Below are 17,712 nucleotides of genomic sequence, written 5' to 3' on the forward strand. Positions count from 1 at the left end.
CCGGGAACCCGCCGGGAACCCGCCGGGACGACCGCCGGCCGACCGGCCCGCCGGGTCGCTCGAGGCGTGGCGCCGCACCGGGGGAGCGGCACCGCATAGTCTGCCGCCCGTGCGACTGCTCCTGACCTCCGACACCCACCTGCCGAAGCGCGCCAAGCGGCTGCCCGCGCGGCTGCTGGACGAACTTCTTCGCGTGGACGTCGTGTTCCACGCGGGGGACTGGGTCGACACCGCCACCCTCGATCTTCTGGAGAGCCGCAGCTGCAGGCTCGTCGGCGTGTACGGCAACAACGACGGGCCCGCGTTGCGGGCCCGTCTGCCGGAGACCGCGTACGCGGATCTCGACGGGGTGCGCTTCGGCGTGGTCCACGAGACGGGCCCGGCGCGGGGGAGGGAGAACCGGTGCGCCGCCCGCTTCCCCGGGGTCGACGTGCTGGTGTTCGGCCACAGTCACATCCCGTGGGACACCACCGCTCCCACAGGACTGCGTCTGCTCAACCCGGGATCGCCGACGGACCGCCGTCGGCAGCCCCACTGCACCTATATGACCGCCACGGTCGCCGGGGGCCGGCTCACGGAGGTGGAACTCCACCGGCTGCCCCGGCGCTGACGGGCCGGACCGCTTCGTGTCGGTGGAAGCGGCCCGGACACTGCGAGTGGATGCGCTCTCACGGACCTCCTTCCCACGATCGGAGGTGGTACCGGGCGACTACCCCCTCCCGCGGGACTCACACGCGTGTCTCCGGGTTTCTCTCCCGTCCGTCCGGTCGGCGTCCCGTCGTGACCGGTGGGAACCAGGGGAGCCGGGTGGATCAGGTGGCTGGAGGGGCCGGAGGGCCGCGCTCTCCGTCACGATCGGCGGAGCGTCCGGCCGACAGGGTGTCGATACTGGTTGCCGCGTCCGGTCGGGCGGGGTGTGCGACGATTTGTCCGTCAGTGTGCTGTCGTGCGTCCCCTTCGGCGTACCGCACGCGCGACCGCCCACCACGCACGCGCGAGCATGTCGCACCGGGAGTGCCCCCATGTCTGACCGGCCGACCCCCCCGAGGGCTTGAACACCCACCCGTACGGCGCCGAGCTCTCTCGGGACCCTCTCCGGGACGCCGTGCCCGGTACGGAGCTGACGCGACGCGGGCTCCTCGGACTCGGCGCAGCGCCGGGGCCGGACGCGGCGGGCGACGCGGACGCCGCCGGCCCGCGGGCACGGCAAACAGGGCCCCGCGCCGCTCACTCGGCCGTCGCGAGGAACTGCGTGGCGGCCAGCTCGGCGTACAGCGGATCGGCGGTCACCAGCTCCCGGTGCGTGCCGACGGCCCGTACCCGGCCCGCGTCCATCACCACGATCCGGTCGGCCGCCGTCACCGTGGACAGCCGGTGCGCGACGACCAGCACCGTCGTCGTGCGCGCCACGTCGGCGACGGTGTCCCGCAGTGCCGCCTCGTTCACCGCGTCGAGCTGCGAGGTCGCCTCGTCGAGCAGCAGCAGCCGGGGGCGGCGCAGCAGGGCGCGGGCTATGGCGACCCGCTGCCGCTCACCACCGGACAGCTTGGTGCCGCGATGCCCGACGAGGGTGTCGAGCCCGTCCGGCAGCCGGGACACCAGTCCGTCGAGCCGGGTCGTCCTCAGCACCCGCGTCAGGGTGTCGCCGTCCGTCTCGGGGTTGCCCAGCAACAGGTTGTCCCGCAGGGAGCCCGACAGCACCGGCGCGTCCTGCTCGACGTACCCGATCGAGGCCCGCAGCCGCGGCAGCTCCCAGTCGGCCAGGTTCCGGCCGTCCAGCGTGATCACGCCGGAGTCGGGCTCGTAGAACCGCTCGATGAGGGAGAAGACGGTGGTCTTGCCCGCTCCGGACGGACCGACGAACGCCGTCATGCCCCGCGCCGGCACGGTGAACGTCACCCCGTGGTGGACGTACGGCAGGTCGTCGGCGTACCGGAAGCGGACGTCCTCGAAGGCGAGCGCGGCGGGTTCGGCGCCGGACACGGGCAACGGCGCGGGCCCGGCGGCAGGCTCGGCGGGAAGCCGCAGCGCCTCCTGGATCCGGGCGAGGGCGGCGCTGCCCGTCTGGTACTGCGTGAGCGCGCCGACGACCTGCTGGATCGGCGCCATCAGATAGAACACGAACAGCAGGAACGCCACCAGCGTCCCGATGTCGATGGCGTCGGTCGCCACCCGCGCGCCGCCCACCGCGAGCACCGTGATGAACGCGACCTGCATCGCGAGCCCGGCCGTGTTGCCCGCCGCGGCCGACCACTTGGCGGCGCGCACGCTCTGCCGCCACGACTCCTGCGCGGCCTCGTGCAGCGTGCGCTCCTCCCGCGGCTCGGCACCGGACGCCTTGATCGTGCGCAGCGCGCCGAGTACCCGCTCCAGCGAGGCGCCCATCACGCCGACCGCGTCCTGCGCCTGCCGGGAGGCCCGGTTGATGTGCGGCACGATCACGCCCAGCACCGTGCCGGCGAGCGCGATCACGCCCAGAGTGACCCCCAGCAGCACCGGGTCCACGAATCCCATCAGCGCCACGGTCGCGATCAGTGTCAGCCCGCCCGTGCCGAGACCCACCAGCGAGTCCGTGGTCACCTCACGCAGCAGGGTGGTGTCGGAGGTGATGCGGGCCATCAGGTCGCCCGGCTCACTGCGGTCGACGGCGGTGACGCGCAGCCGCAGCAGATACGACGACAGCGAGCGCCGCGCCCCGAGCACCACCGACTCGGCGGTCCGCCGCAGCACGTACGAACCCAGCGCCCCCAGCACGGCGTTGGCGACCACGAGCGCCGACATCAGCAGCAGAGCGCCGGTGATCGCCCGGTCGTCCGAGAGGTCACCGATCAGGTCCCGGGCCACCAGCGGCAGCATCAGCCCCGTCGCCCCGGTCATCAGGGACAGCACGGCACCGCCCAGCAGCGCCCACCGGTGCGGTCGTACGTATCCGAGGAGCAGCCGCCAGGCGGGCGGGCCGGACTCCTCTGCCGCGATGCTCACGTCGCCCCCCTCGGCGTCGGTCGGAGGTCCAGGCTACGTCGCGGGGACACTCCCGCTGACGGCGGGCGGCGGGCGGCGGGCGAGATCATTCCCGCGTAGGGTCGGGGGGACGGACACGGGCCGATGTAAGGAGCCAACAGCATGGCGCAGGAAGTACGCGGCGTGATCGCACCCGGCAAGGACGAGCCGGTACGGATCGAGACGATCGTCGTGCCCGATCCCGGCCCCGGCGAGGCGGTCGTCCGGGTGCAGGCCTGCGGGGTGTGCCACACCGACCTGCACTACAAACAGGGCGGGATCAGCGACGACTTCCCGTTCCTGCTCGGGCACGAGGCCGCGGGCGTGGTCGAGTCGGTCGGCGACGGCGTCACCGAGGTCGCACCCGGTGACTTCGTGATCCTCAACTGGCGTGCGGTGTGCGGGAAGTGCCGGGCCTGTCTGCGCGGACGCCCCTGGTACTGCTTCGACACCCACAACGCGAAGCAGAAGATGACCCTCGCCTCCACCGGTCAGGAGCTCTCCCCGGCCCTGGGCATCGGAGCCTTCGCCGAGAAGACCCTCGTCGCCGCCGGACAGTGCACCAAGGTGGACCCCGCCGTCTCCGCGAAGGTCGCCGGGCTGCTCGGCTGTGGGGTGATGGCCGGGATCGGCGCCGCGATCAACACCGGGAACGTCGGCCGGGGCGACTCGGTCGCCGTCATCGGCTGCGGCGGCGTCGGGGACGCGGCGGTCGCCGGGTCCCGGTTGGCCGGAGCGGCGAAGATCATCGCCGTCGACATCGACGACCGCAAGCTCGAGACCGCCCGCTCCATGGGCGCCACCCACACCGTCAACTCGCGCGGGACCGACCCCGTCGAGGCGATCCGCGAACTCACCGGCGGGTTCGGCGCCGACGTCGTCATCGAGGCCGTCGGCCGCCCCGAGACCTACCGGCAGGCCTTCTACGCCCGTGACCTGGCCGGCACGGTCGTCCTGGTCGGCGTGCCCACCCCGGAGATGAAGATCGAACTGCCGCTCCTCGACGTCTTCGGCCGCGGCGGCTCCCTGAAGTCCTCCTGGTACGGCGACTGCCTGCCCTCCCGGGACTTCCCGATGCTGATCGACCTCCATCTCCAGGGCCGCCTGGACCTGGGCGCGTTCGTCACCGAGACCATCCAGCTGGATGAGGTGGAGAAGGCCTTCGAGCGGATGCACCGCGGCGACGTGCTGCGTTCGGTGGTGGTGCTGTGATGGCCGCCCGCATCGAACGACTCGTCACCTCGGGGCAGTTCAGTCTCGACGGCGGTACCTGGGACGTCGACAACAACGTGTGGATCGTCGGCGACGACCACGAGGTGATCGTGATCGACGCGGCCCACGACGCCGATGCCATCGCCGAGGCGGTGGGGGACCGGCGCCTGACGGCCATCGTGTGCACCCACGCCCACAACGACCACATCGACGCCGCCCCCGCCCTCGCCGACCGCACCGGCGCCACCATCTGGCTGCACCCCGACGACCTGCAGCTGTGGAAGCAGACCCACCCCGACCGCGACCCCGACTCCTGGCTGGTCGACGGCCAGGTGATCGAGGCCGCCGGCGCCGACCTCACCGTGCTGCACACCCCCGGGCACGCGCCGGGCGCGGTCTGCCTCCACGACCCGGGCCTGGCGACGGTGTTCACCGGCGACACCCTCTTCCAGGGCGGTCCCGGCGCCACCGGCCGCTCCTTCAGCCACTTCCCGACGATCATCGACTCGATCCGGGACCGGTTGCTCACCCTCCCGCCCGAGACGACGGTCCTCACCGGTCACGGTGACCCCACCACCATCGGCGCGGAGGCCCCGCACCTGGAGGAATGGATCGCGCGGGGCCACTGAGCTGTCCCGGGCGACCGGCGCGAAAAGGTGACAGAAGATGTCCGGCTTACCCGTCACGCTCGAAGCGACAGCAGAGAGCCGTTGACGGGAGGCCGTACATGTCGGAGCAGCTCAAGGGCAGGGTCGCGCTGGTGGCCGGGGCGACCCGGGGCGCCGGGCGGGGCATCGCCGTGGAACTGGGAGCGGCGGGCGCGACCGTCTACGTCACGGGCCGCACCACCCGCGCCCGCCGTTCCGAGTACGACCGTCCCGAGACCATCGAGGACACCGCAGACCTGGTCTCCGAGGCGGGCGGCCGGGGGATCGCGGTGCCGACCGACCACCTGGAGCCGGGGCAGGTGAAGGCACTGGTCGACCGCATCGCCGGCGAACAGGGCCGCCTGGACGTCCTGGTCAACGACATCTGGGGCGGCGAGACCCTCTTCGAGTGGGACGCTCCCCTCTGGGAGCACGACCTGGACAAGGGCCTGCGTCTGCTCCGCCTCGCCGTCGAGACCCACGCCGTCACCAGTCACCACGCGCTGCCCCTGCTGCTGAGCCACCCCGGCGGACTGGTCGTCGAGGTCACCGACGGCACCGCCGACTACAACCGCGACCACTACCGCGTCTCCTTCTTCTACGACCTCGCCAAGGCCTCCGTCCTGCGCATGGCGTTCGCCCTCGGCCATGAACTCGGCCCGCGCGGCGCCACGGCCGTGGCCCTCACCCCGGGCTGGCTGCGCTCGGAGATCATGCTCGACCACTTCGGCGTGCGCGAGGACAACTGGCGCGACGCCCTCGACGACGTCCCCCACTTCGCGATCTCGGAGACCCCGCGCTATGCCGGCCGGGCCGTCGCCGCCCTCGCCGCAGACCCGGACGCGGCCCGCTTCAACGGCACCTCCCTCTCCAGCGGCGGCCTCGCCCGGGAGTACGGATTCACCGACCTCGACGGCAGCCGTCCGGATGCCTGGCGCTACCTCGTAGAGGTCCAGGACGCGGGCAGGCCGGCCGACGTGACCGGCTACCGTTGATCCCGTCCGCCCCTGCCGCCGCAGTCGTCCCGGTGGCCACCTTCGTCCCATGACGACGGACACGAGGCGGTTCGCGGGGTACGGGGTGCTCGTCACCGGGGCGGCGCGCGGCATCGGAGCCGCCACCGCCGCGTGGTTCGCCGGGAGGGGGCGCGGGTCCTGGCGGCCGACGTGGCCCCCGACGAGGCGGAGCGGACGGCGGCGGTGCTGCGGGAGCGGGGGTTCGGCGCCGGCGCCTTCGGCTGTGACGTGACCGACCGGACCTCGGTCGAGGCGGCCGCCGCACATGCCGTGCACACCTTCGGGTCGCTCGACGTACTGGTCGACAACGCCGCCCACCGCACAGCGGACGCGCCCCGCTTCGAGGACGAGCCGGACGACGAGTGGGCCACGGAGGACCTCGACGTCACCCTCACCGGCGCGTACCGCTGCTGCCGCGCCGACTCCGACCGGAGCGGGATCGTGAACGTCGGCTCCGTCAGAGGCCTCCAGGACTCCGGCAACCACGCCTACAGCGCGGCCAAGACGGCCTGGTCTCCCTCGCCCGCACCCTCGCCGGGCACCCCGGGGCCCCGCGGGGGTCCGGGGCGACCTCGTCGCGCCGGGGACCGTGCGCGCCCGTGCCCGGGCGGGCCGGGGCGTGGCGCTCGAAGCGGACCGGCGTCTCCACCCGTTGGGCCGGATCGGCGAGCCCGGGGACATCGCGGCCGCCGTCGCCCGCCTCGCCTCCCGTGACGCGGCGTGGATCACCGGCACCGCCCTCGCCGTCGTCGGCGCCATCACGGCGGTCAACTCGGAGTTCCGGCAGGCGCCGGGCGAGACCCCGCCGCGGTAGCCGGTCGTCGCGACCCCGCCCGCCGAATGCCACCGTTCGGCCGTACAACCGATTCCTCCGCCGGATCGTCTATCTGACAGAGTGCGCACGCCAAGCGCTCACCTCTGGGGAAAGGCGGAAGGGAACATGGGGGACATGCGTAGACGGGGCGCCGTCGTCCTCGGGGTCACCTCGCTGGTGGCTCCGCTCGCACTCGCGCTCGGTGCGACACCGGCGCAGGCCGCGAGCTGCACCACCTCGACGGGCCCGCACCAGAAGAAGGTGGAGAAGTTCCTCGGCCGTCCGGTCGACGGGAAGCAGTCCTCCGCCGACTGCAAGGCCATCCGTTCCTTCCAGACCAAGCACGGCATCACGCCGAACATCGGGTACGCCGGTCCCGTGACCTGGGGCGTGATGAACCTGATGAACAAGCAGAAGGCCGTTGGGAAAAACCCGAACAAATCAGGCAAATGTCCCAAGAACAAGGGGCGTATCGCCTGCGTGGACCTCACGCTCCAGCTCAGCTGGATCCAGGACGGCAAGAAGTTGGTCTACGGACCCGTCCCGGTCCGCACGGGCCGCAACGGGTACGAGACCCGTACCGGCCTGAAGAAGATCTACTGGCGCAACATCGACCACGTCTCGACCATCTACGACGTGCCGATGCCCTACAGCCAGTTCTTCGACGGCGGTCAGGCCTTCCACTCGGCCGGCGTCAGCATGTGGAACCCGCCCGGCTCCCACGGCTGCGTCAACATGACGAAGGCCACCGCCAAGAAGTACTGGTCGCTGCTGAGGAACGGCGACGACGTCTACGTGTACGGCCGCAAGCCGGGCACCTGATCGCCGCGGGCGCCCGGACCGCCGGGCGCCTCGCATCGCGGACGCGTCCCCGCGATCGGGGTGTGAACTCGCCCACGTTCCTTGGTAGATGGACGTGATCAGCGCCACTGACCGAAATGCCCCACGGGCGTGCGTTTACTCACAGCGTCTTCACGTCCGGCCCCGTATGCTTCACGGCATGTCCACCACTGTTGAACCCCTCTCCGAGCGATCGGCTGACGAGGTCAACGAGGAGATCCGGGCCCTGTGGCTCCGGTCGGGCGGGACACTCAGCGTCGAACAGCGCGAGGAATACCGACGTCTGGTCCAGGAGTGGGCCTCGGCCCTCCCTCAGTCGGCCGGAGCCGCCTGAGCGACCGCCGGGCGGCCCCGGGATCGCGATCCCGTCGGCTGGGTGCCTGTCGCTGAACGGGTGCCCTTCTCGCACTGACCTCGGCCCTCTGCTACGGCATCGTCGTCCCCCAGGCTCTCGGCTTCGCTCGAGCAGGGAGGTGCCCCCACCGCCGGCGGACTGCTGTCCCGCCGCGTCCCGCATACGGCCGTCACCTTCCTCGGCCAGCTCGGCGGCCTGCTGCTCGCCACAGGCGCCGCTCTCCTCCTGCCCGCCGACGCCCTCGTCGGCTCCGATCTCCTCTGGGGCGCCCTGTCCGGTGTCGGCAGCGCCACCGCCATGCGCTTCCTCAACCGTGGCCTGAGTCATGGCGTGATGAGCGTGGTCGTGCCGGTGAGCGCCGTCACGGGCGTCGCGCTGTCCGTCCTGTGCGGCGTCCTCCTCCTCGGTGACCGTCCGGGCACCCTGGCCTGGGCGGGGATCGGCGTCACCGGACCCGCCCTGTGGTGGGTGTTCGGCGGCGGCACCCGCATGGGCCGGGAGGCGACGGACGGGCGCCCACCGCCGGATCCGCCACCCCCGTGATCCGTACGCCCCTGCCGCCACCGACGGCCACCACGCCGACGCCCTCGCCGGCGTACTCGATCAGCGAGTAGTCGTCCCCGGGGAAGCTTCCGCCGACCGTGGTCCCGACCTCCTGCTCGCCCCGGTCGTCGGCGGACCACACCGGCCCGTCGGGCCCGCGGTGCCCGGCCGTGAGGATGAAGTCCCGCTCCCGGTCGGTCACGTTGAACCCGGCCGAACAGCGGCCGGCCGTCAACAGGATGGGCCGCCGCGAGGGCCCCCTGGGTCGAACGCCCTCCTCCCATACGGGTCCGTGACCCGGCGCGTTCAGTCCGGGCGCGGTCCCGCCCGGCGGAAGGCGGCCGGCGCCCCGCCGTCCCGGTGTCCACGCGCGCCACGGCCGCCTATCGTGTGCTCATGACCAGGATCCCGCACGAGACGTCCGGTGAACCGAATCCGCTGCGCGCCCTCGACCTGGACCGTCTGCGCCGCCGCACCAGCATGAAGTGGCGCACCCACCCCGAGGACGTACTGCCTCTGTGGGTGGCCGAGATGGACGTGCTCCTGGCCGAACCGGTCGTCCGCGCAGTCACCGAGGCGATGGAGCTCGGCGACACCGGCTATCCCGTCGGTACCGCCTACGCGGAGGCGCTGGCCGCCTTCGCGGGCAAGCGGTGGGACTGGGACGGGCTCGCCGTGGAGCGCACCGCGATCGTGCCCGACGTCATGCTGGGCGTGGTCGAGATGCTGAAACTGGTCACCGGGTACGGGGACGCGGTGGTGGTGAACACACCGGTGTACCCGCCGTTCCACGATTTCGTCGGGCACATGGACCGCCGGGTGGCCGAGGCTCCGCTGGGTGCGGACGGGCGGATCGACCCCGACGTCCTGGAGGCCACCTTCCGGCGGGTGACGGCCGGCCGGCGGCGGGCCGCCTACCTGCTGTGCAGCCCGCACAACCCCACCGGCACCGTGCACACCGCCGACGAGCTGTCCGCCGTCGCCGCTCTCGCCGAGCGGTACGGCGTACGTGTCGTCGCCGACGAGATCCACGCCCCGCTGGTTGTCGGCGACGCACGCTTCGTGCCGTACCTGAGCGTGCCGGGCGGCGGGCGCGGCCTGTCGCTGATGTCGGCGTCGAAGGCGTGGAACCTGGCCGGGCTTAAGGCGGCCCTCGCCGTCGCGGGGCCCGAGGCCGCCGGGGACCTGGCGCGGATGCCCGAGGAGGCCGGTCACGGCGCGAGCCATGTCGGCGTCCTCGCCCACACCGCCGCCCTGCGCGAGGGAACCGGGTGGCTGGACGCCCTGCTCACCGGTCTGGACACCAACCGCCGGCTGCTCGCGGACCTCCTGGCCGAGCGACTGCCGGCGATCCGCTACCGGCCGGGCGACGCCACCTACCTCGCCTGGCTGGACTGCCGCGCCCTCGGTCTCGGTGACGACCCCGCCCAGACCTTCCTCCGGCACGGCCGGGTGGCCCTCAACTCCGGCCTGCCCTTCGGTACGGGAGGAGCAGGTCACGTCCGGCTGAACCTCGCCGCCTCGCCCGAAGTGCTCGAGGAGGCGGTGCGGCGGATGGCGGACGCCGTGGAGCGTGCGGGCGGTGTCCGTGTCTGACGAGTGCTACGGCCACCCGCGGCTCGCCGCGGTCTACGACCCGCTCGACCCCGACCGCGGCGATCTCGGCGCGTACCTCGGCATGGCGGAGGAGTTCGGTGCCCGGCGGGTGCTGGACATCGGCTGCGGAACGGGGGTGTTCGCCCTGCTCCTGGCCGACCGGGGGATCGAGGTGGTCGGCGTCGACCCCGCGGGGGCGTCCCTCGACGTGGCGCGGGGCAAGCCGGGCGGCGCACGGGTCCGCTGGATCGAGGGCGACGCGACGGCGCTGCCACCGCTGCGGGTCGATCTGGTGACCATGACGGCGAACGTCGCCCAGGCCGTCGTCGGTCCCGGCGTCTGGCACGGCACCCTGCGGGGCGCCCGCACGGCACTGCGGCCCGGGGGACGCCTGGTGTTCGAGACCCGCGATCCGGCCCGGCGGGCCTGGGAGGGGTGGACCCGTGAGGAGTCGTACACCAGGGCGGACGTACCCGGTGTCGGCACGGTCGAGAGCCGGCACCGGGTGACCGCGGTGGACGGCCCGCTGGTGACGTTCCGCACCGTCTACGTGTTCGCCGCGGACGGGGCGGTGCTGACGTCGGACTCGACGCTGCGCTTCCGTGGGCGGGAGGAGGTCGAGGCGGACCTGGCCGGGCACGGCTTCGCGGTGGACGAGGTGCGGGACGCCCCTGACCGCCCGGGCCGGGAGCTCGTCTTCGTCGCCCGGCGTCCGGACGTCTGAGCGCTTCGCCGGGGGCACAGCGATGTGCCGTCGGCGGAGCGCTCAGGCGTCCGTGGCGCCTTCGTGGCCGGTCGCTCCCACGCGGCGGCAGCCGCACGTCGGTACGGTCCCGCACCCCTTCAGGGAACTGCCGAACCACAGCGGAATCCGCCGGAGCTGCTTAGACTTCCCCGCATGGACGACGCGTTGAGGGACCGGCTCGGGGCGGGGAAGTACCTGTTGGTCACCAGCTACCGCAAGAACGGCACGCCCGTCGCCACGCCGGTGTGGGTGGTGCGGGATGGTGACGCGCTCGGGGTGTGGACCGTCGCCGACTCGTGGAAGGTGAAGCGGATCCGCGCCCGCGCCGACGTCCTCGTCGGGCCCTGCGACGTGCGTGGCAACCCGACCGGCGACCAGGTCCCCGCCACCGCGGAGGTCTGCGACCCGGCGACCACGGCCCGTTACCGCAAGCTGCTCGCCCGCAAGTACGGCGTCCTGGGACGGCTGACCCTCCTGGGCAGCCGGCTGCGCCGGGGAACGGACGGCACGGTCGGGATCCGCATCACCCTCTGAGCCGCGTGCCGGTCCGCCCGGCGGTCCGTCAGGTCCAGGCCCGGAAGGGCTCGTCCACCAGTTGGAAGACCGGCTCGCCCCGCACCGGGTCCTCGGCCGTCGACAGCCGTACCCGGTCGCCGCCGTGGATGCCGATGGGCGGCCCGATGACCCGGCCACGCACCACGAACCCCTCGGCCATCTCGATCAGCGACACACTGCGGGCCGCCGGGGTGTTGCGGTGCAGCACCGTGGAGTGGCGGACCGTCCCGAGGCCCTCGCTGCGCTCCGTGCGCAGGTCGCTGCCCTGGCAGACCGGACAGAGCAGCCGGCGGTACATGGCGGTGCCGCACCAGGTGCAGCGCTGGAAGAGCATGGCCTGCACGCGGTCCTTGCCCCGGGGGTCGAGGATGCCCGTCACGGAGCCGGCTGTCTGCTGTGCGACGCTTCCTGAGTGGTGGTACACGCTGGTCAACTCCCTGCACTCGGCCGGAATCCCGCGTGCGCGGTCACTCCGCACGCATGTGCCGGTGCGTCCTGCCACCGTGCACGGCCACAGGGTATGGCACTCAGTGCCACCAGTAAAGGCACTCCGTACCCTCGCGGGTGGGCGAGCGTCCGCGCCGGGTCACCCGCCTCGGGGGACCGCCTTGCCGGAGCTCATGCACGGAACGTAGCAGCGGGAGGTCACTGGTGGCACTCGGTGCACATCGGCCACGGAACCCGGTACCGTCACGCCCCTCTCCGCAGGGCCGTTCCTATGATCGGGCCACCGCCGTCCCGAGGAGCCCGTATGCCGCCCGCCCGCCCACGCGTCCTGTACGTCACCGACCTGGCCTACCCGGCCCGCGGACGCCGCTACGGCGACGAGGACGTCTTCCTCACCTCCCGGCTGTGCGAGCACATCGACCTCGCCCTGTGCCATCCGCGGGACGCCGTCGCCCTGATGGACGGCTTCGACGCCGTCGTGGTCCGCAACAGCGGTCCCGTACTGGAGTACCCGGACGCCTACGAGGCCTTCCGCGAGCGTGCCGCCGCGACCGGAACACCGGTCTACAACCCGCTCACCGGCCGGGGCGACATGGCCGGCAAGCAGTACCTGCTCGACCTGACCGCCGCCGGCCGTCCGGTGATCCCCACCGTCGACCGGCCGGAGGACCTGCACCGGCTGCCCACGACGGAACGGTACGTGGTCAAGCCCAGGCTCGGCGCCGACTCCATCGGCCTGCGCGTCGTCCCCGCGGACGAGGTGCGAGGACTCGCCGACGGGGACGTCCTGGTGCAGCCGCACATCGACTTCGCCTACGAGGTCTCCTTCTACTTCGTCGACCACGACTTCCAGTACGCCCTGTACGCCCCGCACGCCGGGCGACGCTGGCAGCTGGAGCCGTACGAACCAGGCCCGGACGACCTGGACTTCGCCCGGGACTTCGTCGACTGGAACACCCTCGACCACGGCATCCAGCGCGTCGACGCCTGCCGTGCGCCGGGCGGCGAACTGCTGCTGGTCGAACTGGAGGACCTCAACCCCTATCTGTCCCTCGACGCCCTCGACGACACCGGCCGGGAGGCGTTCGTGTCCGCCCTGACGATGTCCCTGCGCCGTTTCCTCCACGCCGCCTGAACCCGCGGCCCCCTCGCCGCGTATCCCTCCGTGCGGGCGGATCGGCTCCTTCGCGGCACGGAGGGAGAGCGACGTGACGGCACCGCCCGGACCGGGACGGCCGCATGGCGGACCGCCCCCGAACTCGTCCACGTCCTGCGTCCGCGCCGCACCGACGCGCTCGCGGAGCTGTTCCGGGAGTGCGAGCGGGAGGAGGGGAGCGGGTGCGAGTCGGTGCCGCCGCCCCGGCCGCCGCACGGGCCGAGGGCCGGAGCCAGGGATCCCGCCCGTCCCCGCCGCCCGCCACACCTCAGGGATCCGCCGCACCGCCCTCGCCGTGGCCGCCACCGCGGTGGCCGGTTTCGGCGGCGCGCTCCTGCTCACGGGACACGACGCCGACGACCGCGCGGCCCCCGCCTCGCGTCCGTCCACGACCGCTCTTCCCCGGCCCTGTCTGCCGCCCCCCGCCGAGCAGGGGCTCCTGCGGGAGAGCGGCTCGGGTCCCCGGGCGCCCGAATTCCAGGAGCGGCTGCTGCGCGTCCCGGACGTCCACCGGTCCGGTGCCGCCGACGGCCGCTACGCCGCCGGCCTCTCCGTCGTCGCCCCTTCTTGGCTCCGGTACGGCGTCCGGGGCGACAGGACCGGCCTTCCACGGCGGCGACACCCGTCTCACGCCGGAGGCCCGCACCGGTCGACCGGGTGGCCGGCCCGGCGGCTATCGCTCCTTAGGGACCCGGATGTCCAGCACGCACACGTCGTCGCGGCGCTCGTCCTCCAGCATCGCCTCCAGCAGCGTCCCCAGGGACCCGGCCGCGTCGCCGGGGCGGGCCGCCACGGCCTCGGCGAGACGCGCGAGGCCCACGTCGATGTTCTCCGGGGGCCGCTCCACCAGGCCGTCGGTGTACAGCAGCACCCGGTCGCCCGGTTCGAGACGGCACTCGGCCTCCTCGAAACGCGGTGCGGTGGCCCCGCCGAGCAGCATGCCGCCGGGCCGGCGCAGATACGTCACCTCGCCGTCGCGCAGCATCAGGGGCGGGGTGTGTCCCGCCTGCGCCCAGACCAGGCGCCGGTCCGCCGGCCGGTAGCGGGCGAGCACCATGGTCGCGGTGGCGTGGCTGTCGCGGGAGTGCAGCAGCAGGGTGTTGAGCCGGGCGAGCGCGCCGGTCAGCGAGGAGCCGGTGATGACCATGCCCTTGGCGGTGAACCGCAGCTGGGCCATGGTGGCCACGGCGCCGATCCCGTGCCCGGCGACGTCGCCGACGACGAACAGGGCGTCGCCGTCGGGCAGCTCGATGGCGCTGAACCAGTCGCCGCCGACGTGTATGCCGACCTGGGCGGGGAGGTAGGCGACCTCGACGCGCAGTCCGGCCAGGTCGACCGCCCGCTCGGGCAACGGCAGCAGGGCGTTCTGCAGCCGGGCGACCAGGGACCGCTCGGCCTGGAGCACGTCGTGCTGGGTGAGGATGGCCCGCTCGGTCTCCACCAGGGCGAGCTCGGCCCGCCGCCGTGCGGTCAGATCCTGCACGAAGCCGTGCACCTCGACGGGCGTGCCGTGCAGGTCGGCCACCGCCTCGGCGGCGAGCCGCAGATGCCGGACCCCGCGCGTGCCGCGGACCCGGAACGGGGTGTCCGACGGAAGCCCCTTGTGGATCAGGATGTCGACGGCGTGGCTCAGCGCGGACCGGTCCTCGGGCACCGCGAGTCCGGGGAGATCGGCCAGCCGGACGGGTCCGTCCGCCGGGTCGCGGCCGAGGATCGCGAAGACCTGCGACGACCATGATGCCTCGGACGTGGCCAGGTTCCAGTTGGCCCAGCCGAGGTTGCCCAGCCGCTGCAGGTCGGCGAGCCGCTGTTCCCGCCGGTCGCAGGAGGCGTGCCGGATCCAGGTGACGACCAGCGCGTCCCCGGGTCGAGTCACCCGTACGGAGTACATCGCCAGCTCGGCGGCGCCGTTCACCACCTCCTGGTGGGCGAACGGCTCGCTCTCGTACGTATCCCCGCCGGCCAGGGTGTCCAGACAGCCCTGCCACACCGGTGTGTCCGCCAGGCCGGGCCACACCTCCCGCAGCCGCCGTCCGGCCGGATCGCCCCCGGTGCCGCCCAGGACGGCGGTGGCCTGCGCCGTCACGGCGTCGACCCGGAAGTCCTCGGTCCCGCCGGAGGAGTCGCGCAGCGGGGTCAGCAGCATCGCCGCGACCGGCAGCGCCGCGAGGAGCGCCCTTACGGAGTCCGGGAGCGGGTCGGCCGGGGGCCCGGACAGGGCCGTGAACGTACGCAGCCGGCCGGCGCAGAGCAGGACCGCTCCGCGCAGATGGGCGCGGTCGCGCGGGGTGAAGGGACCGGAGCGCCCGCGCAGCACACCGACGCAGACCTCGGGGGCGCCCCCGCCGGGCACCGGCAGCCAGGCGCGGGACCGCCATCGGCCGGGCGATTCGCCGATCAGCAGGTGCCGCGCGCTGTCCTCGGCGCAGTCCTCCAGCCAGAGAGGCTCACCGGCCTCGAGCGCGTCCAGCGCGGCGACCCCGCTGGTGGGGGACACCCGACGCCACCGGGCGGCCAGCCGTTCGTCGATGCCGGCGTGCCCGAGCAGTTCGAGGCCACCGCCGGAGCGACGGGCGTAGATCATGACCGAGTCCGCGGCCAGGTCAGGCCCGAGGTGGTCCAGCAGGCACCGGGCCAGCTCCTGGGGGGTGCCGGTGCGCACCAGGACCCGGGCGAGGCGGCTGAGGGCGTCGGCGACGTCGTCGGGGGGCGAGGGCATCACCGGCGGGTCGGTCCCGGGAAGGCCGGCCACCGCGTCCACGGCGGCCTCGCCAGGCCGTGCGGGCGGCCCGCCGGGCGGGGCGGGCGTCAGTTCCCCCAGAGTGATCCAGCACTCCTCCAGAAGGGTGCGGCGGGCCGCCCCGGCACGCTGGAGCAGGATCTCGCCGGCGGCGCCGGCGGAGCACCCGTCCAGCACCATCACCACGCCCTTGGCCCGTTCCACGACGGCCGATGCCGTGGCCTGCTCGCGCAGCCGGTCCATCTCGGCACGCTGCCGGGCGACGACCCTGGCCAGTTCCATCGGGTCCGGCGCGGCTCCGGACCCCACCGGGACAACGGGCTCCCTCATCACGTCATGAGCATCGCACACGTCTCCCGGCCGTTGACCGGCCTGCTCGTCCGGAATCCTCGCACGGTCCGAGTCGAGGAGGCGGGGCGTGCGCGGTCGGCGGGAGCAGGGGGCAGCGGCCGGGCTCGGCCAGGGCCCGGGTGACCGCCCGTACGCTGCGGGCGATGTACTGGAGCCGGGCGACCCCGGCCGAGCAGAGCTTGATCGTGTGCGCTTCCTTCGTCTCCCACGAGGGTTCGACACAGCCACCCACCGTGGCGGCCGGGCCGCTCGCCGGAGCGCACCGGACCGCTGTACCGGGGATATCCGCGCCGGTGGTGGGCACCCGACGGTACAGCGAAGCAGAAACCCCCTGACACACCAGGAGCCACCGGACATGACCGTCCCCGAGGAGAACCGGCCGAAGACCCGGGACACCGACGCCATCGTCGAGCAGCAGCAGGACAAGGAGACGCACGATCAGGGCGGCACCGGCCGCACGATGCGCGAGGCACTGGAGGAGGCCGAGGTCAAGCCCGACGACTTCCAGGAACGCTAGACCACCCGCCCGTCCTCCCCGCCCCGACCACGTTCCGAGCAGGTGAAAGCATGAGCGCCCTGAGCGCGCTGGAAGACGCCCTGGAGAACCGGTGGGAAGCGCTGCGGACGCGTCTGTCCGGCCGGGAGCCGGCCGAACTCGCCGACGCCCTGCGGCGCGAGTGCGACAGCCACGCCGTGGTGGGCCGGGCGGGCCGGGTGATGGTTCCCAACGCCTACGACGTGGAGCTCGCCGGACCCGTGCACGAGGAACTGAACCGCCACGGCGATCGCGTGGGCCAGGCGCTCACCGACCGGCTGGCCCGGCACGCGGCACGCCACGGCTACGAGTGGGCGGGCCCGCTCGCCGTGCACGTCCGTCGGTCCGCAGAGGTCCCCGACGGCCGCTTCCGCGTGGCGAGCAGCGTGATGCCCCACGTGAGCGCGGACGCCTTCCAGCGCGTGGGACGGCCGGGGCCGGTCTGAGCCCCGGCCGCCCCGGCCGCGGGTGAGGGCACCGGGCCGCGCCCTACGCCCCGGTGTCCGCGCCCGGCAGGGCGGACTCCGGTACGACGAGGTCGGCCCGGTCCCGTGCCGCGGCCACCAGCGCGGCGTTGCGCTCGTCCGTGCGCAGCACCCACGCCACCGCCTCCTCGTGGCTCTTGCCGAACTCCTCGTGCCGGGCCACCAGCCTCCGCACCCGCTCCTCCTCGTCCAGGACGCAGAACCACACCTCGTCGAGCTGCGGCCGCACCCGCGCCCAGGCGCCGGTGTCCAGCAGCAGGTAGTTGCCCTCCGTCACCACCAGCCGGGCCGTCGGTGGCACCGGGAGCGCGCCCGCCACCGGCTGCTCCAGCACCCGCTCGAAACCGGGCGCGTACACCACGTCGTCGTACGTCTCCTCGCGCAGCCGCCGCAGCAGCGCCGCGTACCCGGCCGCGTCGAAGGTGTCCGGGGCGCCCTTGCGGTCGCGGCGGCCGAGGCGGTCCAGTTCGGCGTCGGCAAGGTGGAAGCCGTCCATCGGCACCTGCGCCACCCACGGCTCCCCGGTGCCGTTCAGCTCCCGTGCCAGCCGCTCCGCGAGCGTGGACTTGCCCGCACCCGGGCTGCCCGCGATGCCGAGGATCGCACGCCGTCCGCCCCGCGGCAGGGCGCGGGCGCGACGGAGGAGGTCGTCGAAGGTCGGTGCCACAGGTGTCA

17 protein-coding genes and 2 pseudogenes are annotated in these 17,712 nt (G+C 73.4%); 14 read left to right on the top strand and 5 right to left on the bottom strand.

From position 1 onward, the window contains the following. Positions 1-109 precede the first annotated feature (109 nt). On the top strand, positions 110-610 hold the full coding sequence (locus KYY02_RS04745) for a metallophosphoesterase family protein (protein ID WP_371236142.1): 501 nt from the start codon (positions 110-112) through the stop codon (positions 608-610). 617 nt (positions 611-1,227) lie between these two features. On the opposite strand, the gene KYY02_RS04750 is transcribed toward KYY02_RS04745, so the two are convergent. Then, the gene (locus tag KYY02_RS04750; RefSeq protein ID WP_371236143.1) at positions 1,228-2,982 is read right to left on the bottom strand and encodes an ABC transporter ATP-binding protein; all 1,755 of its coding nucleotides are present in this window, start codon (positions 2,980-2,982) and stop codon (positions 1,228-1,230) included. A 141-nt stretch (positions 2,983-3,123) separates the two neighbouring features. Between KYY02_RS04750 and KYY02_RS04755 the strand changes: the two genes are divergently transcribed. From KYY02_RS04755 to KYY02_RS04785, 7 genes and pseudogenes are all read left to right on the top strand, one after another. Next, positions 3,124-4,212 (top strand): S-(hydroxymethyl)mycothiol dehydrogenase, encoded by a 1,089-nt coding sequence (locus tag KYY02_RS04755; RefSeq protein ID WP_371236144.1) that lies wholly within the window; start codon positions 3,124-3,126, stop codon positions 4,210-4,212. Next, positions 4,212-4,841, top strand: coding sequence for an MBL fold metallo-hydrolase (locus KYY02_RS04760; RefSeq protein WP_371236145.1), 630 nt, complete (start codon positions 4,212-4,214; stop codon positions 4,839-4,841). The genes KYY02_RS04755 and KYY02_RS04760 overlap by 1 nt, the downstream gene beginning before the upstream one ends. A gap of 98 nt (positions 4,842-4,939) precedes the next feature. Next, on the top strand, positions 4,940-5,854 hold the full coding sequence (locus KYY02_RS04765; RefSeq protein ID WP_371236146.1) for an SDR family oxidoreductase: 915 nt from the start codon (positions 4,940-4,942) through the stop codon (positions 5,852-5,854). 49 nt (positions 5,855-5,903) lie between these two features. Continuing rightward, positions 5,904-6,689 (top strand): annotated as a pseudogene (locus KYY02_RS04770) (SDR family NAD(P)-dependent oxidoreductase). Positions 6,690-6,815: 126 nt separating this feature from the next. After that, on the top strand, positions 6,816-7,511 hold the full coding sequence (locus tag KYY02_RS04775) for a L,D-transpeptidase family protein (RefSeq protein WP_371236147.1): 696 nt from the start codon (positions 6,816-6,818) through the stop codon (positions 7,509-7,511). A gap of 166 nt (positions 7,512-7,677) precedes the next feature. Next, positions 7,678-7,863 carry a hypothetical protein gene (locus KYY02_RS04780; RefSeq protein ID WP_371236148.1) on the top strand — a complete coding sequence of 62 codons (186 nt, stop codon included), beginning with the start codon at positions 7,678-7,680 and terminating at the stop codon, positions 7,861-7,863. 354 nt (positions 7,864-8,217) lie between these two features. Beyond that, entirely contained in the window at positions 8,218-8,427 is a 210-nt protein-coding gene (locus KYY02_RS04785) for a hypothetical protein (protein ID WP_371236149.1), read from the top strand. Here the strand turns inward: KYY02_RS04785 and KYY02_RS04790 are convergent. Continuing rightward, a pseudogene (locus tag KYY02_RS04790) lies at positions 8,393-8,671 on the bottom strand (chymotrypsin family serine protease); the annotation flags it as partial. The gene KYY02_RS04785 and the pseudogene KYY02_RS04790 sit on opposite strands and share 35 nt — an antisense overlap. Before the next feature lie 152 nt (positions 8,672-8,823). Here KYY02_RS04790 and KYY02_RS04795 point away from each other — a divergent pair. From KYY02_RS04795 to KYY02_RS04805, 3 genes are all read left to right on the top strand, one after another. Further along, positions 8,824-10,023 (top strand): MalY/PatB family protein, encoded by a 1,200-nt coding sequence (locus KYY02_RS04795; protein ID WP_371236150.1) that lies wholly within the window; start codon positions 8,824-8,826, stop codon positions 10,021-10,023. Further along, positions 10,016-10,747 (top strand): class I SAM-dependent methyltransferase, encoded by a 732-nt coding sequence (locus tag KYY02_RS04800; protein ID WP_371236283.1) that lies wholly within the window; start codon positions 10,016-10,018, stop codon positions 10,745-10,747. Before KYY02_RS04795 ends, KYY02_RS04800 begins: the two co-directional genes overlap by 8 nt. A 174-nt stretch (positions 10,748-10,921) precedes the next feature. Next, positions 10,922-11,302, top strand: a complete 381-nt coding sequence (locus KYY02_RS04805; protein ID WP_030821294.1) for a PPOX class F420-dependent oxidoreductase — start codon at positions 10,922-10,924, stop codon at positions 11,300-11,302. Between the two features lie 28 nt (positions 11,303-11,330). Here the strand turns inward: KYY02_RS04805 and KYY02_RS04810 are convergent, their stop codons facing one another. Next, positions 11,331-11,747, bottom strand: a complete 417-nt coding sequence (locus KYY02_RS04810) for a Zn-ribbon domain-containing OB-fold protein (protein WP_371236151.1) — start codon at positions 11,745-11,747, stop codon at positions 11,331-11,333. 327 nt (positions 11,748-12,074) lie between these two features. On the opposite strand from KYY02_RS04810, the gene KYY02_RS04815 reads away from it, so the two are divergent. Further along, positions 12,075-12,905 carry an ATP-grasp domain-containing protein gene (locus KYY02_RS04815; RefSeq protein ID WP_371236152.1) on the top strand — a complete coding sequence of 277 codons (831 nt, stop codon included), beginning with the start codon at positions 12,075-12,077 and terminating at the stop codon, positions 12,903-12,905. A gap of 694 nt (positions 12,906-13,599) precedes the next feature. Here the strand turns inward: KYY02_RS04815 and KYY02_RS04820 are convergent. After that, the gene (locus KYY02_RS04820; protein ID WP_371236153.1) at positions 13,600-15,996 is read right to left on the bottom strand and encodes a SpoIIE family protein phosphatase; all 2,397 of its coding nucleotides are present in this window, start codon (positions 15,994-15,996) and stop codon (positions 13,600-13,602) included. Positions 15,997-16,372: 376 nt separating this feature from the next. Between KYY02_RS04820 and KYY02_RS04825 the strand changes: the two genes are divergently transcribed. Both KYY02_RS04825 and KYY02_RS04830 read left to right on the top strand, forming a co-directional pair. Next, a complete protein-coding gene (locus KYY02_RS04825) occupies positions 16,373-16,534 on the top strand; it encodes a hypothetical protein (RefSeq protein WP_371236154.1) in 162 nt (53 codons plus the stop codon). 50 nt (positions 16,535-16,584) lie between these two features. After that, positions 16,585-16,998 (top strand): DUF3662 domain-containing protein, encoded by a 414-nt coding sequence (locus KYY02_RS04830; RefSeq protein WP_371236155.1) that lies wholly within the window; start codon positions 16,585-16,587, stop codon positions 16,996-16,998. A gap of 43 nt (positions 16,999-17,041) precedes the next feature. Here the strand turns inward: KYY02_RS04830 and KYY02_RS04835 are convergent, their stop codons facing one another. Continuing rightward, positions 17,042-17,704: a nucleoside/nucleotide kinase family protein gene (locus KYY02_RS04835; RefSeq protein ID WP_371236284.1), complete on the bottom strand. Its 663-nt coding sequence runs from the start codon at positions 17,702-17,704 to the stop codon at positions 17,042-17,044. Between the last annotated feature and the right edge of the window lie 8 nt (positions 17,705-17,712).

It is taken from the genome of Streptomyces pimonensis, from assembly GCF_041380215.1.
Taxonomy (GTDB): domain Bacteria; phylum Actinomycetota; class Actinomycetes; order Streptomycetales; family Streptomycetaceae; genus Streptomyces; species Streptomyces pimonensis.